The sequence below is a fragment of the Gordonia mangrovi genome, assembly GCF_024734075.1.
Classification (GTDB): Bacteria; Actinomycetota; Actinomycetes; order Mycobacteriales; family Mycobacteriaceae; genus Gordonia; species Gordonia mangrovi.
In genome coordinates this window covers 2,303,556-2,319,726 of record NZ_CP102850.1, presented here as the reverse complement: position 1 = coordinate 2,319,726, position 16,171 = coordinate 2,303,556, and the positions used below count along the sequence as shown (strand labels likewise).

Sequence of the window (16,171 nt, the reverse complement as noted above, 5' to 3'; positions counted from 1 at the left end):
GACCACGACAGTTCACTCCTCGCGTCAGAGTCGTCGAATTCTCGGCCTTCGCGTCACCCGATCGTCCCCTGAGACTACTCGGTGCCGCGGATGGTATGACCTTCCGCGGCACCGAGGAGTGCATGTCAGATCAGCGCTGCGCCACCTGCGTCGGCACGATCGGTGCTGGCAGATCCGAACGACCCGCCAGGTAGGCATCCGCCGCCGCAGCAGCCGACCGGCCTTCGGCGATGGCCCACACGATCAGCGACTGACCCCGACCGGCGTCGCCGGCGACAAAGACGCCGTCGAGGCCCACCGCCGCGAAGTCGTCGTCGCGTTTGATGTTGCCGCGCTGGTCGTACTCCACGCCCATCTTGTCGAGCAGGTCGCCGCGCTCGGGCCCCACGAAGCCCATGGCGAACAGCACCAGGTCGCATTCGAGCTCGAACTCGCTGCCCTCGACCTTCTCGAACCGGCCGTCGCGCATGGTGACCTCGTGCGCCTTGAGGCCGGTCACCTTGCCGTCGCTGCCGAGGAATTCCTCGGTGCTGACCGAGTAGACGCGTTCACCGCCCTCTTCGTGCGCCGACGACACGCGGTACATGAGCGGGTAGGTCGGCCACGGAGTGGACTCGGCCCGCTCGATCGGCGGCTTGGGCATGATCTCGAACTGGTGCACGATCTCCGCCCCCTGCCGCAGCGATGTACCCAGGCAGTCGGCGCCGGTGTCGCCGCCACCGATGATGACGACCTTCTTGCCCTTGGCGGTGATCTGGTTCTCGACCGTGTCACCGAGCTGCACCCGGTTGGCCTGCGGCAGGAACTCCATCGCCTGGTGGACGCCGTCGAGTTCGCGGCCGGGGATCGGCAGGTCGCGGCCGATGGTCGAGCCGTTGGCCAGGATCACCGCGTCGAACTCGGCGCGCAGCTGCTCGACGGTGACGTCGACGCCCACGTTGACGCCGGTCTTGAAGACGGTGCCCTCGGCCTCCATCTGTTCGAGACGGCGGTCGATGTGGCGTTTCTCCATCTTGAACTCGGGGATGCCGTAGCGCAGCAGCCCACCGATGCGGTCGGCCCGCTCGAACAGCGTGACGTCGTGGCCGGCGCGGGTCATCTGCTGTGCTGCCGCCAGACCGGCCGGCCCGGAGCCCACCACCGCGACCGACTTGCCGGTCTTCTCCGACGGCAACACCGGGGTGACCCAGCCGTTCTCGAAGGCGTTGTCGATCAGCTCGACCTCGACCTGCTTGATCGTCACGGCGGGCTGATTGATGCCCAGCACGCAGGATGCCTCGCACGGGGCCGGGCACAGCCGCCCGGTGAACTCCGGGAAGTTGTTGGTCGCGTGCAGCCGTTCGATCCCGTCGTACCACCGGTCCTTGTAGACCAGGTCATTCCACTCCGGGATCAGGTTCCCCAACGGGCAGCCGTTGTGGCAGAACGGGATTCCGCAGTCCATGCACCGACTGGCCTGGGTCTGCAGCTCCTTGTGGTCGAAGTCGGTGTAGACCTCTTTCCAGTCCAGCAGACGCAACTCGACCGGACGGCGTTCGGGCAGTTCACGTTCGGTGTGCTTGAGAAAACCTCTGGGGTCAGCCACGTGCGGCCTCCATGATCGCTTCGTTCACATCTCGTCCACTGCGCTCGGCGGCCTCGATGGCGCGCAGCACCTTGCGGTAGTCACGCGGCATGACCTTCGAGAACTTGCCCTGGGTGTTCTCCCAGTCGGCCAGCACCGCCGCGGCGACGGGGGAATCCGTCTCCGCGCGATGCTCTTCGACGATGGCGGACAGGAACGCGATGTCCTCGTCGTCGAGTTCCTCGAGGTCGACGAGCTCGGTGTTCAGGTTGTCGCCGAGCTTGCCGAACGGGTCGTAGACATACGCGATACCGCCCGACATACCCGCGGCGAAGTTACGTCCGGTGTCACCGAGGACCACCACACGACCGCCGGTCATGTACTCGCATCCGTGATCACCCACACCCTCGACGACGGCCGTCACCCCGGAGTTGCGCACGCAGAAGCGTTCGCCGACCACACCGCGCAGGAAGATCTTGCCGCCGGTGGCGCCGAACCCGATGACGTTGCCGGCGATGATGTTGTCCTCGGCGACGAAGCCGTCCGGGGCGTTGCGCGCCGGGCGGACCACGATGCGGCCACCGGAGAGGCCCTTGCCGACGAAGTCGTTGGCGTCGCCCTCGAGTCGTAGCGTGATGCCCTTGGGCACGAACGCACCGAAGCTGTTGCCGGCCGATCCGGTGAAGTCGATCATGATCGTGCCGTCCGGAAGCCCATGTGCGCCATAGGCCTTGGTGACCTCGTGGCCGAGCATCGTGCCGACGGTGCGGTTGACATTGGTGATCTTGGAGCTGAACGAGACCCGGGTGCCGCTGTCGATGGCCTCGCGGCTCTGCGCGATCAACTGCTGGTCGAGTGCCTTGTCCAAAGAATGATCCTGCACCCCGGAGCAGTACAGATCCTGGTTCATGAACGGCGATTCCGGCATGGTCAGCACCGAGGTCAGGTCGAGCTTACCGGCCTTCGCCGAACCCCAGTGCGAGAGCGCCTTGGTGGTGTCGAGTGCCTCGACGTGCCCGACCGCCTCCTGCAGGGTGCGGAAGCCCAGGCGCGCCAAGAGTTCTCGCACCTCTTCGGCGATGAACAGGAAGAAGTTCTCCACGAATTCCGGCTTGCCGGTGAAGCGTTCGCGCAGCAGCGGATTCTGCGTGGCCACGCCCACCGGACAGGTGTCGAGGTGGCAGACGCGCATCATGATGCAGCCCGACACCACCAGCGGAGCGGTGGCGAAGCCGTACTCCTCGGCGCCGAGCAGCGCGGCGACGACGACGTCGCGGCCGGTCTTGAGCTGACCGTCGACCTGCACCACGATGCGATCGCGGAGTCCGTTGAGCAGCAGGGTCTGCTGGGTCTCGGCCAGGCCGATCTCCCACGGGGCGCCGGCATGCTTCATCGAGGTCAGCGGGGTGGCACCGGTGCCGCCGTCGTGACCGGAGATGAGCACGACGTCGGCGTGCGCCTTGGACACACCCGCGGCGACGGTACCCACACCGACCTCGGAGACCAGTTTCACGTGAATCCGCGCCTGCGGGTTCGCGTTCTTCAGGTCGTGAATCAGCTGGGCGAGATCCTCGATCGAGTAGATGTCGTGGTGCGGCGGCGGCGAGATGAGGCCGACACCGGGGGTGGAGCCACGCACCTCGGCGACCCACGGGTACACCTTGTGCGGCGGCAGCTGCCCGCCCTCACCGGGCTTGGCGCCCTGGGCCATCTTGATCTGGATGTCGGTGCAATTGGTGAGGTAGTGCGAGGTCACCCCGAAGCGGCCCGAGGCGACCTGCTTGATCGCGCTGCGCCGCCAGTCGCCGTTCTCGTCGTGATGGAAGCGACGCGGATCCTCGCCGCCCTCACCGGAGTTCGAGCGGCCCTTGAGCCGGTTCATGGCGATCGCGAGGGTCTCGTGCGCCTCGGCGGAGATCGAGCCGAAGCTCATCGCACCGGTGGAGAACCGCTTGACGATCTCGGCGGCCGATTCGACCTTGTCGATCGGGATCGGGTCGCGGTCACCGAAGTTGAAGTCGAACAGTCCGCGCAGCGACGCCATCTTGCTCGACTGGTCGTCGACGAGCTTGGTGTACTCCTTGAACACCTTGTACTGACCGGTGCGGGTGGAGTGCTGCAGCTTGAACACGGTGTCCGGGTTGAACAGGTGGTATTCACCCTCGCGGCGCCACTGGTATTCGCCACCGACCTCGAGTTCGCGGTGCGCGCGTTCGCTCGGGCGCTCGCTGAAGGCCAGTCGGTGGCGGGTGGCCACGTCGTCGGCGATCTCGTCGAGACCGATGCCGCCGAGCTGGCTGCGCAGGCCGGTGAAGAACTCATCGACGGTGTTCTGCGAGAGGCCGATGACCTGGAACAGCTGCGCGCCGGTGTAGGAGGCGAGGGTGGAGATGCCCATCTTGGACATCACCTTGAGCACACCCTTGCCGCCGGCCTTGATGTAGTTCTTCTTGGCGGTGGCGAAGTCGATGTCGCCCAGCACGCCCCGTTCGACCATGTCTTCGATCGACTCGAAGGCCATGTACGGGTTCACCGCGGCCGCACCGAAGCCGACCAGGGCGGCGATGTGGTGCACCTCGCGGCAGTCGCCGGACTCGATGACCAGGCCGACCTGGGTGCGTTTGCGCTCGCGCACCAGGTGGTGGTGCACGGCAGAGGTCAGCAGCAGCGACGGGATCGGGGCGAGCTTCTCGTCGGACTCCCGGTCCGACAGCACGATGATCGACACACCGTCCTCGATGGCCGCGCTGACCTTGGCGCGGATCTCGTCGAGGGCCCGGCGCAGGCCGGCTCCACCCTCGGAGACCTCGTAGAGGCCGTGGATGTGTGCGCTGCGGAAGTCCGGCAGGTCGCCACTGTCACCGACCCGGACCAGCTTGGCGAGGGTGTCGTTGTCGAGCACCGGCTCGGGCAGCACGATCTGTCGGCACGACTCCGGACCCGGGTGCAGCAGGTCGGCCTCGCGACCGATCGTGCCGCCGACGCTGGTGACGACCTCTTCGCGGATCGCATCCAGCGGCGGGTTGGTGACCTGCGCGAACATCTGCTGGAAGTAGTCGAACAGCATGCGCGGTCGGGCCGACAGCACCGCGATCGGGGTGTCGGTGCCCATCGACCCGATCGCCTCGGCGCCGGTCTTCGCCATCGGCGCCACCAGGAGGTCGAGCTCCTCGGTGGTGTAGCCGAAGACCTGCTGACGCAGGGCGACCCGCTCATGGGCCATGTGCACATGCGGCAGGGCCTCGACGTCGTCGATGTGGACGAGACCCTTGTCGAGCCACTCCTGGTAGGGGTGCTCGCCGGCGAGTTCGTCCTTGATCTCCTCGTCGTCGACGATGCGGCCGGCGGCGGTGTCCACCAGGAACATGCGGCCCGGCTGCAGGCGCATCTTCTGCACCACGTCGGCGTGGTCGATGTCGAGGACGCCGACCTCCGACGCCATCACGACCAGGCCGTCCTTGGTGACCCAGACGCGACTCGGGCGCAGACCGTTGCGGTCGAGTACGGCGCCGACGACGGTGCCGTCGGTGAAGCACACCGACGCGGGTCCGTCCCACGGCTCCATCAGTGCCGAGTGGTACTCGTAGAACGCCCGGTGCGCCGGCTTCATCGACTCGTGACGTTCCCACGCCTCGGGGATCATCATCAGCACGGCGTGCGGCAGGCTGCGACCACCCAGGTGCAGCAGCTCGAGCACCTCGTCGAAGCGGGCGGTGTCCGAGGCACCCGGGGTGCAGGTCGGGAAGATCTTGTCGGCGACGTCGCCGTTACCGAACAACGCCGGATCGATCAGCGCCTCACGCGCCCGCATCCAGTTCTCGTTGCCGGTGACGGTGTTGATCTCACCGTTGTGGGCGACGCGGCGGAACGGATGCGCCAGCGGCCACGACGGGAAGGTGTTGGTGGAGAAGCGCGAGTGCACCAGACCGAGCGCACTCTCGATCCGGGAGTCCTGCAGGTCCAGGTAGAACTCGCGCAGCTGCGGGGTGGTGAGCATGCCCTTGTAGACGAAGGTCTGTCCGGACAGGCTCGGGAAGTAGACGGTCTCGCGGCCCGGGCCGTCGGCGCCGGCGCCCTTGGTGCCCAGTTCGCTCTGCACCCGCTTGCGCACCACGAATGCGCGCCGCTCGAGGTCCATGCCCTCCGAGCCCCCGATGAACACCTGACGGAACGTCGGCATCGCGTCGCGGGCCAGCGCGCCCAGGGAGATCTCGTTGGTGGGTACCTCACGCCAGCCGAGCAGGGTCAGGCCCTCGGCCTCGATGATCTTCTCGACACCCTCGGTGGCGATCCGCGCGTCCTCGGAGCCCTGCGGCAGGAAGGCGATACCGGTGGCATAGGAGCCCTCGGCAGGCAGCTCGAAGTCGACGGTTTCCCGCAGGAAGCGGTCGGGTACCTGGATCATGATGCCGGCGCCGTCGCCGGTGTTCGGTTCGGCACCCGCCGCACCGCGGTGTTCGAGGTTCACCAGCGCGGTGATGGCCTTGTCGACGATGTCGCGGCTGCGGCGGCCGTGCATGTCGACGACGAATGCGACACCGCAGGAGTCGTGCTCGTTGACCGGGTCATAGAGCCCGATGGGGCCCGGAGCATGCTTCATAAGTTCGCCTCACTGTGTGCGCGACGCTGCGCACGCATTCACCTTCGTGTCCACTGGGAACACTGTGACGTCTGTCCATGTCAACGCCGCCACCGGCCTCGCGTTGCCTCCCGAATCGTTGGGCTGACCTGGGAGGTCCGTGGGCCACGTGGCGGTGTCCGTGTCAGCCCCATTGCTGACGGCGCACCCGGGTCGAGTCGCTCGTCCCGGCACCACCCTGCTTACGCGAAAGCATTGTCAGCCATTTTCTCACGGCGGGTACCCAGTATCGAAATCCGGATAGCACAACTGTGATGATTCCGCAGCTTATGAGCCTGAAACGGGCGTCGAGAATCGCTCTCAGGGTTAGCGTCGATATGTGAGTGTACGGACAACCGATCAGCAATGGCGCGCGAGCGGTGCGGGGTCGCTCCGATCGCGCGCGGTCAACAGCTATCTCGCCCGCGTGGCGCAGCCTCTCATGGTGGTCGGCATGGGGCGATCGGGACCCCCACCGCGGTTGATCTCCGCGATGCGGCCGGGCGTCAACCGCACACTCGTGGCGATGTCGCCGGTGCCGTCGGGCACCCGGGTCGAGTCGGTCCGCGAGGTCGTCGACGGCGGACAGGTGCGCGGCGAGTGGGTGTCGGCACACAACGGTCCCGCGCGCCCCACGGCGTCACCCAGTACCCGTGTCCTTTACTACCTACACGGAAGCGGGTATGTCGTCTGCTCGGCGCGCACCCACCGTGGGTTGGTCGCCCGACTCTCGCGGCAGACCGGGTTGTCGGCGTTCAGCCTGGACTACCGGCTCGGGCCCGAGTACCGCTTCCCCAGCGCCGGGGACGACGCGATCCGCGGGTATCACTGGCTGCTCGAGCAGGGATACCGGCCGGACCAGATCGTCGTCGGCGGTGATTCCGCCGGCGGTCACCTCGCACTCGACTTGCTCGCCGACAATCATCGCCGTGGTGTCGGTCAGCCCCGCGGTCTGGTCCTGTTCTCCCCGCTGTATGACCCCACCTTCGACCTGGCCGTCGCCAACCAGCTCCGCGGCACCCGCGATCCGGTCATCGACGCGGTTGCTGCACAACGCATCCTGCAGCTGTACACCGGTCCGGCCGCACCGGATCACCCACGGATGCGCATCACCCTCGATGCGGCGATGAGCTTGCCGCCGACGCTGATCCAGGTGGGCGGACTGGAGGTGATGGGCGACGATGCCCGCGCCGTCGCGCGCGCGATGCGTTCGGCCGGAGCGGATGTACGCCTTCAGGAGTGGCCCGGTCAGGGCCACGTGTTCCAGATGTTCCCGCGGCTGGCGCCGGAGTCCCGGGTGGCGCTGCGCCAGGCCAGCGCTTTCCTGCGTTCGGTGGGCTGACGGCTCGCAAGCCACCACCCCACTCGCATCAACATGGGGAACTGACATCCACGGGGGTACCAACCCCAGTGGATGTCAGTTCCCCATGTGCTTGCGCACAGCAGACTCTTCCGCTTGACACGGCCACTCGCTGATCGCACAATTGTTGCATTATGCGCTCATCGTTGCGTGTCATGCAACTACGCTCGTGCAACATAAGAACAGCTCCCCTGACCCCAGCGCCTCGGCGACACATCCACCTGTCCGTCGATCCGTCTGTGCCCCCATCGATCTCCCGGCAGGGAGAACGCGCAGAGAGGCCGCCCCACCGATGACCTCCCCCTTCGTCGCACCCAAGGCCGTGCCGAGCCCCGCGGAGGACCCGCACGCACTGATCGCCGACCGCCTCACCGGCGAGAGCCTGCCCGCCCCGTTCTATGTGAGCCAGGACTTCTTCGACCTCGATCTCGATGAGATCTTCTCCAAGTCTTGGCTTTTCGTCGCCACCGAGGCCGAGATCCCGGATCCCGGCGACTACGTCACGATCACTTTCGGCACGCGATCGGTCATCGTCGCCCGCGACGATGACGGCCGTGTCCGCGCCCACCACAACGTGTGCCGGCATCGCGGAGCGCGTCTGCTCACCGAGCCGAGCGGGTCGACGGGGACCATCGTGTGCACCTATCACTCGTGGACCTACGGCATGGATGGCCGCCTCGAGTTCGCCGACGCCCAGGCCCCGGGATTCGACAAGTCCTGCTATTCCTTGCGCTCGGTGCACGTGCGCACCATCGCCGGGCTCGTGTTCATCTGCCTGGCAGACGAGCCGCCGAGCGACATCGACGAGGTCGCCGCCATCATCGAGCCGTATCTGGCGCCGCACCGCCTCGCCGAGGCCAAGGTGGCCAAGCAGACCGACCTCGTCGAGGACGGCAACTGGAAACTGGTCATGGAGAACAACCGCGAGTGCTATCACTGCGGCGGGCACCCCGAACTGCTCAACGTGTTCTTCCCCACCTGGGGGTACAGCAGCACCGACGCCATCCCCACCCGGCTCGCCCCGGTGTTCGAGCGCTACCGTCGGGCCACCGCGGAACAGATCGAGATCTGGGACCACCGCGGACTCCCCTACCCCCGCATCGAGCAACTCGACACCCGTCCCACGGGCTTCCACATCGAACGCGACGCACTGGACCTCGCCGGTGAGTCGTTCACCCTCGATGGCAGCGCCGCCAGCCGGCGGCGGTTGACCGACATCCCCGAGGCGCGGCTCGGACGACTGTCGATGCACCTGCAGCCCAACATGTGGTTGCACGTGACGAGCGATCACGCGCTGCTCTTCTCGGTCATCCCCGTCGCCGCCGACAAGACGCTGGTACGCACCACCTGGCTGGTCCATCGCGATGCCGATGAGGGCGTCGACTACGACCTCGACCATCTCACCGGCATGTGGGAGACGACCAACCAGCAGGACGCCGACCTCGTCGCTCTCGCGCACCAGGGCATCAGCAGTCCTGCCTACGTTCCCGGCCCCTACGGTCCCTCGGAGTTCCAGGTGGAGGCATTCATCAACTGGTACGTGACGATGTTGCGGTGCCGGCTCGGCATCCCGGTGGCCCCGGACGTGGCCGACGCGGCCACCGCATGAGGGCGACCATGGCCGACGACATCTTTCTGCAGTGCGTGTCGAGGGCCCACACCACCCGCGACATGGCGACCTTCAGCTTCCGGGTCGCGGGCGGATCGCCGCAGCACACCACCGACGGCCCCGACGATTCCCGGACCTTCGTCTTCGCCCCGGGTCAGTTCCTCTCCATCACCATCGAGATCGACGGCCGTACGGTACAGCGCTGCTACAGCATCTCCTCACCACCGACCCGCCCCGGAACCGTGTCGATCACGGTCAAACGTGTCAGCGGCGGCCATGTCTCGAACTGGCTGCACGACAACATGGTCGAGGGCATGATGATCGCCGCGACCGGTCCCCTGGGCCGGTTCACCTACACCGCGCGGCCCGCGGAGAAGTACCTGTTCATCTCGGCCGGCAGCGGCATCACCCCGGTGATGTCGATGCTGCGGGCGGTGACCGACAGCGAGTCCCCACTCGACATCACCTTCGTGCACAGTGCCCGCAACGTCGACGACATCCCGTTCCGGGACGAACTCGACGACCTCGCCCACCAGCACCCGAACGTGACATTGGCGTTCGCGGCGACCCGAATGGTGGCCGACGAACTCCCCGAATGGACCGGCCATCGCGGACGCATCGACCGCGCGATGCTCGAACGGGTGTGTCCCGACCTCGCCGACCGGGAGGTGTTCCTGTGCGGCCCCGGCCGTTTCCGCAGCGAGGTCCGCAGCTCGCTGATGGCAGCGGGAGCGGACCTGGCGCGCATCCACGAGGAGAGCTTCGGTTTCAGCCTGCCCACCGACGACGAGTCCGACGCCGGCAGCGGCGTGATGGTCGACTTCTCCCGCCGTGCCCGCCGGGTCACCGTGGCCCCCGGCTCGACCATCCTGGCCGCCGCCGCGAAGGCAGGCGTCACCCTGCCGTCCTCGTGTGGGGTGGGCCTGTGCGGTTCCTGCAAGGTCCGCAAGCTATCCGGTGACGTCGTGATGAACCACCAGGGCGGTATCCGCCCACGCGAGATCGCTCAGGGCAAGATCCTGCTCTGCTGCTCCGAACCCCTGTCCCCCGTCGTGATCGACTACTGAGGAATACCCGACGATGACCACAGATCCCCTCGCGCCTTCCCCCGACGCCGACCTCCCACCCGGTGCGCACCTCCCTCACCACCCCGAGTTCCTTTGGCGGGCACCCGAACCCAAGAAGAACTACGACGTCGTCATCGTGGGTGGCGGCGGCCACGGTCTGGCCACCGCCCACTACCTGGCCCGCAACCACGGCATCACCAATGTCGCCGTCCTGGAGCGCGGCTGGCTGGCCGGCGGCAACATGGCCCGCAACACCACCCTCATCCGTTCCAACTACCTGTGGGACGAGAGCGCCGGCATCTACGAGCACTCGCTGAAACTGTGGGAGGGTCTCGAGGACGAACTCGGCTACCCGATCCTGTTCAGCCAGCGCGGCGTACTGAACCTCGCCCATACCGAGCAGGATGTGCGCGACAGCATCCGGCGGGTGGAGGCCAACCGGCTCAACGGCATCGACGCGGAATGGCTCGATCCGAAACAGGTGGCGCACGTGTGTCCGATCGTGAACACCTCGGCCGACATCCGCTATCCGGTGCTCGGTGCCACCTTCCAGCCGCGCGGCGGCATCGCCAAACACGACTACGTCGCCTGGGGTTTCGCCCGCAGCGCGAGCGACGCCGGGATCGACATCATCCAGAACTGCGAGGTCACCGGGTTCGTCACCGACGTCGACCGCGTCACCGGGGTCGAGACCAACCTCGGCCGGATCGGCGCGGGGACGGTGGCCCTGTGCGCGGCCGGTCACACCTCCACGCTCACCGACCAGCTCGGCTTCCGGGTGCCGATCCAGAGCCATCCGCTGCAGGCGCTGGTGTCCGAGCTGCTCGAACCCATCCACCCGACGGTGGTGATGTCGAATGCGGTGCACGTCTATGTCTCCCAGGCCCACAAGGGTGAACTGGTGATGGGCGCCGGGGTCGACTCCTACAACGGCTACGGGCAGCGCGGCGCTTTCCACATCATCGAACGACAGATGGCCGCGGCCGTGGAACTGTTCCCCGTGTTCGGCCGGGCCCGGCTGTTGCGCACCTGGGGCGGGATCGTCGATGTCACCCCGGATGCCTCCCCCATCGTCGGCGCCACCCCGTACGAGAACCTGTACCTCAACTGCGGCTGGGGCACCGGCGGTTTCAAGGCGACGCCCGGGGTCGGCTGGTGTCTGGCCCACACGGTGGCAACCGGAACACCCCACGCCATCAACGCACCGTTTGCCCTCGACCGGTTCGTCACCGGTCGCCTCATCGACGAACACGGCGCCGCCGCCGTGGCCCACTGATCCCGCCCCGAGTACAGAGACGCCACCATGCAGATGATCCCGTGCCCGCATTGCGGGCCCCGTGAAGAGACCGAGTTCCACTACGGCGCCGCCGCCGGTATCGCCTACCCCGAGCAGCCGGCCGAACTCGACGACACCGACTGGGCGCACTACCTGTTCTTCCGCCCGAATCCCAAGGGCGCGATGACCGAACGCTGGTGCCACACCTCCGGCTGCCGCCAGTGGTTCACCCTCGAGCGGGACACGGTGACGTACGAGTTCGCCACCACCGGCGGACGTGGTCTCGATACGCCCGACGGTGGGCTGATTTCGATACACCCCTCGCCTAGCGGCTCGGGGCTACTCAATCAGCGACAAGAGGCCAATCCCCCCACCCATGCCGGATCCCAACCCTTCCGCACCGGAACCGGCGGCCGTATCGACCGCTCGCGCCCCATCGACTTCGAGTTCGACGGTGTGACCTACCGCGGCTACGCGGGCGACACGTTGGCGTCCGCGCTGCTCGCCAACGGCGTACGGGTGGTCACCAACAGTGTCAACCTCGGACGGCCGCGCGGCATCACCGGCGCGTGGGCCGAGGATGCGACCGCGCAGGTCGGTGTCGATGCGCCGTTCGTGGAGCCGATGATCCCTGCCACCACCGTCGCTCTGTGCTCCGGGCTCGTCGCACATGGCGTCCCGGGCTGGGGCAAGCTCAGCACCACCGTCGACGACGCCCGCTACGACGCACTGCACCATCATCCCGACGTCCTGGTGGTGGGGGCGGGGGCGGCCGGTCTGATGTCGGCCGTCATCTCCGCCCGCGCCGGTGCGCGGGTGCTGCTCGTCGACGAGCGCGGTGAACCCGGCGGCGCGACACCCGGTGCCCGATGGGTGACCGACGCGGTCGCCGAACTCGATTCGTATGCCCACGTCACGCGGCTGACCAGGACAACCGCGTTCGGCGCCTACGACGACGGTTTCATTCTCGCCGTCGAGCACCGCACCGACCATCTCGGCACCGCTGCGCCCGCCCACGTGTCGCGGCAGCGGGTGCACCGGATCCGGGCCCGCCGCATCGTCATCGCCACCGGCGCCCACGAACGCCCGATCGTGTTCGCCGGCAACGATCTGCCCGGCGTCATGCTCGCCGGTGCCGGCGCCGAGTACCTGAAGCGGTACGGGGTGCGGGTGGGGCGCACGGCGGTGGTGTTCACCGCCTGCGACGCGGCGTATGCGGCCGCCTTCGCTCTTGTCGACGCAGGCATGTCGGTGCCCGCCATCGTCGATGTCCGCGCGACGGTGAGCGCGGACCTGCGCGAGAAGGCGCAGCGCCGTGGCGTCCCGATCCTGGCCGACACCACCGTGACCCGCGCGCACGGCACCGATGCGGTCACCGCGGTCGACCTGAGCGACGATACTTCTATCGCCTGTGACACCGTCTTGGTCAGCGGTGGCTGGAATCCGGCGGTACACCTGTGGAGCCAGCTGCGGGGGACGATCGCCTTCGACGACCACGCATCGGCCTTCCTGCCCACCGGCACCGTGGCGAACACCGAGATCGTCGGCGCTGCAGACGGTCTCACAACCCTGACCGCATGTCTGGCGAGCGGCCGACGCGGTGCGGTCGCGAGCCTGAACGGTCTGGGCCGTCCACTGCCGGAGTTCCGTGCCGTCCCGCGGGTCACCGAACGCACCCCGGCGGCACCCGCCGTCTGCTGGTATGTGCCCGATCCGCACGGCGGGGACTCGACGTCGTTCGTCGACCTGCAGCGCGACGCCACCGTCGCCGACATCGCCCGGGCGCTCGGCGCCGGCATGCGGTCGGTGGAACATGTCAAGCGCTACACCACCATCGGTACCGGCCACGACCAGGGCAAGACCTCGGGCATCGTGACCTCGGGGATCGTCGCGCAGATGCTCGGTATCCCGGTCGATGCCGCCGGCACCACCACCTTCCGTCCGCCCTACACCCCGGTCACCTTCGCCGCACTCGCCGGCCGCGACCGCGGGGACGGCTACGACCCGGTGCGGCGGACGCCGATCCACGACTGGCATGTCGAACGCGGTGCCGTCTTCGAGGATGTCGGCCAGTGGAAGCGACCCCGGTACTACCCGCGCGGCGGCGAGGACATGCATGATGCCGTGCTGCGCGAATGTGCCGCGGTCCGCACGGGTGTCGGCATTCTGGACGGCTCCACCCTCGGCGTCATCGACGTCGCCGGGCCCGACGCCCCAACGTTCCTCGACCTGCTTTACACCAACATGATGAGCACCCTGGCGGTCGGCAAGGTCCGCTACGGCGTCATGTGCGGCGCGGACGGGATGGTCAAGGACGACGGCACGGTGATGCGCACCGCCACCGACCGCTACACCGTGTACACCACCACCGGCAATGCCGCCGCCATCCTCGACTGGATGGAGGAGTGGCATCAGACCGAATGGCCGGAACTGCGCGTGTGGATGACGTCGCTCACCGACCAGGTGGCCACCTTCCCGGTGGTGGGACCCCGGTCGCGCGACGTCGTCGGGGCGGTGTTCGCCGACCTCGACGTCTCCACCGAGGCCTTCGAGTTCATGGGCTGGCGCGACACCACCTACCGCGGGGTGCCCGTCCGCATCGGCCGCATCAGCTTCTCCGGTGAGCTCGCCTACGAGGTCAACGTCGGCGCCAACTATGCGGATGCGTTGTGGCGGGGGCTGATCGCGGCCGGCGAGCCGTACGGCATCACCCCGTACGGCACCGAGACTATGCATGTGCTGCGCGCCGAGAAGGGCTATCCGATCATCGGGCAGGACACCGACGGCACCGTCACCCCGCACGACCTGGGGATGAGTTGGGCGGTGTCGAAGAAGAAGCCCGACTTCATCGGGAAGCGCTCCTTCGCACGCGCCTCGGCGACGGCATCCGACCGCAAGCATCTCGTGGGCCTGTTGCCGACCGACGGCACCACCTGGCTGCCGGAGGGATCGCAGATCATCTCCCATCGCCCCGACCGCACGCTGCCGCCTCCGCCGGTCCCGATGCTCGGCCACGTGACGTCGAGCTACCGCAGCGCCGAATTGGGCAGGCCGTTCGCACTGGCCCTGGTGCAGGGTGGCCGCGATCTCATCGGCACCCGTCTCGACGTACCCGTCGGCGACACGTTGTGCGAAGTCGAGATCACCTCCACTGTTTTCGTCGATGCCGAAGGAGCCCGACGCGATGGCTGACATCACCATTCCCGACCTGGAGCCGATCGGTCCGCTGCGCGACTGGTCGGACCGGTTCGCCGCACTCGCCCCGGCGATCCTGCTCGCCGAGACCCCCGTCGCCCAGACCGTGGTCCGACCCACCGGGCCCGAAGCGGGTAAACGACTCGAGTTGCCGGGGGTCTGCCAGACGGCGCACACCGGGCAGGAGACGGCACTCTGGCTGGGACCCGACGAGTTCCTGTGCTACGCGGCCGATGTCGCACCGCACGTGTTGGCCGCGACGATCGGCGATCGTGCCCGCGACAGCGCGTACGTGGCCGATGTGTCCGGACAGCGCACCCGGCTGGTGCTCGGCGGGCCCCACGCCGAGACGATCCTCGCCCACGGATGTGCGATTGACCTGTCCCCGAACGCCTTCGGTCCCGACGACGTGATCCAGACCCAGCTCGCCCAGGCCGGCGTCATCATGCATCGCGTGCCGGACGGTTTCGCGATCTTCGTCCGCAGCTCCTTCGCCGACTATCTCGCCGGCTGGCTCGTCGACGCCGCCACCGAGTACGTCGCCACAACCCCCTGATCCACTTTCCATCCCCCTCCCGTAGAGGAACCCCATGTCCGACCGTTTCACCCTCACCCTGCGATGCCCGTCGCGCGGCGGTGTCATGCATGCGATCAGCTCGTTCCTCTACAGCCACGGCTGTGAGGTGCTCGACCATCAGCAGTTCGACGACCCGATCACCCACACCCTGTTCGTGCGGACCGAATTCGCGTCGGCCCGCCAGTCCGGCTCGGAGCAGCTGTCGGCTGCCTTCGATCATCTCGCCAGCGGACTCGACGCCGAGTACGCGATCGATGACCAGACGCCGCAGCGGATCCTGGTGATGGTGTCACGGCTGGGGCACTGCCTCAACGACCTGATCTTCCGGTGGCGGTCCGGCACCCTCGGCGGCGACCTCGTCGCGGTCGCCTCCAACCACACCGATCTCGCGCCGATGGCCGAATCCGCGGGGCTGCCGTTCCATCACATCCCGGTGACCCCGGACACCAAGGCGCAGGCCGAGACCGCGATGCTCGACCTGGTGTCGTCCTACGACGCCGACCTGGTGGTGTTGGCCCGGTACATGCAGATCCTCTCCGACGACACGTGTTCGGCATTGCGCGGACGCGCCATCAACATCCACCACTCGTTCCTGCCGGGCTTCAAAGGTGCCAAGCCGTATCACCAGGCGCACCAGCGTGGGGTGAAATATGTCGGCGCCACCGCCCACTACGTGACCCCCGACCTCGACGAGGGCCCGATCATCGAGCAAGAGGTCATCCGCATCGACCACACCCACGATCCGCGCCGACTGGCCACCGTCGGCAGCGACGCCGAGGCACTCGCGCTGTCGCGGGCGGTGCGCTGGCACAGCGAGAACCGGGTGCTGATGAACGGCACCAGCACCGTCGTCTTCACCTGACCCGATCCACACCGCGGAACCCCCGAACCACCCACCCGAGAAA

Annotated in this window: 9 protein-coding genes; 7 read left to right on the top strand and 2 right to left on the bottom strand. The window is 67.6% G+C overall.

Translation table 11 applies throughout. The features are described 5' to 3' along the window. Window positions 1–130: 130 nt before the first annotated feature. Together NWF22_RS10545 and gltB are read right to left on the bottom strand one after the other, a co-directional pair. Window positions 131–1,585, bottom strand: coding sequence for a glutamate synthase subunit beta (locus NWF22_RS10545; protein WP_160901671.1), 1,455 nt, complete (start codon window positions 1,583–1,585; stop codon window positions 131–133). Continuing rightward, complete coding sequence (gltB, locus tag NWF22_RS10540; protein ID WP_160901670.1) at window positions 1,578–6,164, bottom strand: glutamate synthase large subunit; 4,587 nt, start codon at window positions 6,162–6,164, stop codon at window positions 1,578–1,580. The genes NWF22_RS10545 and gltB overlap by 8 nt, the downstream gene beginning before the upstream one ends. 358 nt (window positions 6,165–6,522) lie before the next feature. Between gltB and NWF22_RS10535 the strand changes: the two genes are divergently transcribed. The 7 genes from NWF22_RS10535 to purU all read left to right on the top strand — a co-directional run bounded on the left by NWF22_RS10535 (window position 6,523) and on the right by purU (window position 16,128). Beyond that, window positions 6,523–7,524: an alpha/beta hydrolase gene (locus NWF22_RS10535; RefSeq protein ID WP_258321382.1), complete on the top strand. Its 1,002-nt coding sequence runs from the start codon at window positions 6,523–6,525 to the stop codon at window positions 7,522–7,524. Window positions 7,525–7,834: 310 nt separating this feature from the next. Continuing rightward, window positions 7,835–9,151 carry an aromatic ring-hydroxylating oxygenase subunit alpha gene (locus NWF22_RS10530; RefSeq protein WP_160901669.1) on the top strand — a complete coding sequence of 439 codons (1,317 nt, stop codon included), beginning with the start codon at window positions 7,835–7,837 and terminating at the stop codon, window positions 9,149–9,151. 8 nt (window positions 9,152–9,159) lie between these two features. Next, window positions 9,160–10,218: an FAD-binding oxidoreductase gene (locus NWF22_RS10525; RefSeq protein WP_160901668.1), complete on the top strand. Its 1,059-nt coding sequence runs from the start codon at window positions 9,160–9,162 to the stop codon at window positions 10,216–10,218. A 13-nt stretch (window positions 10,219–10,231) separates the two neighbouring features. Then, window positions 10,232–11,494: a sarcosine oxidase subunit beta family protein gene (locus NWF22_RS10520; RefSeq protein WP_160901667.1), complete on the top strand. Its 1,263-nt coding sequence runs from the start codon at window positions 10,232–10,234 to the stop codon at window positions 11,492–11,494. Window positions 11,495–11,521: 27 nt separating this feature from the next. Continuing rightward, a complete protein-coding gene (locus NWF22_RS10515; RefSeq protein WP_160901666.1) occupies window positions 11,522–14,686 on the top strand; it encodes a sarcosine oxidase subunit delta in 3,165 nt (1,054 codons plus the stop codon). Then, entirely contained in the window at window positions 14,679–15,245 is a 567-nt protein-coding gene (locus tag NWF22_RS10510; protein WP_160901665.1) for a sarcosine oxidase subunit gamma, read from the top strand. Before NWF22_RS10515 ends, NWF22_RS10510 begins: the two co-directional genes overlap by 8 nt. Before the next feature lie 34 nt (window positions 15,246–15,279). Beyond that, a complete protein-coding gene (purU, locus tag NWF22_RS10505) occupies window positions 15,280–16,128 on the top strand; it encodes a formyltetrahydrofolate deformylase (RefSeq protein ID WP_160901664.1) in 849 nt (282 codons plus the stop codon). Window positions 16,129–16,171: the final 43 nt, after the last annotated feature.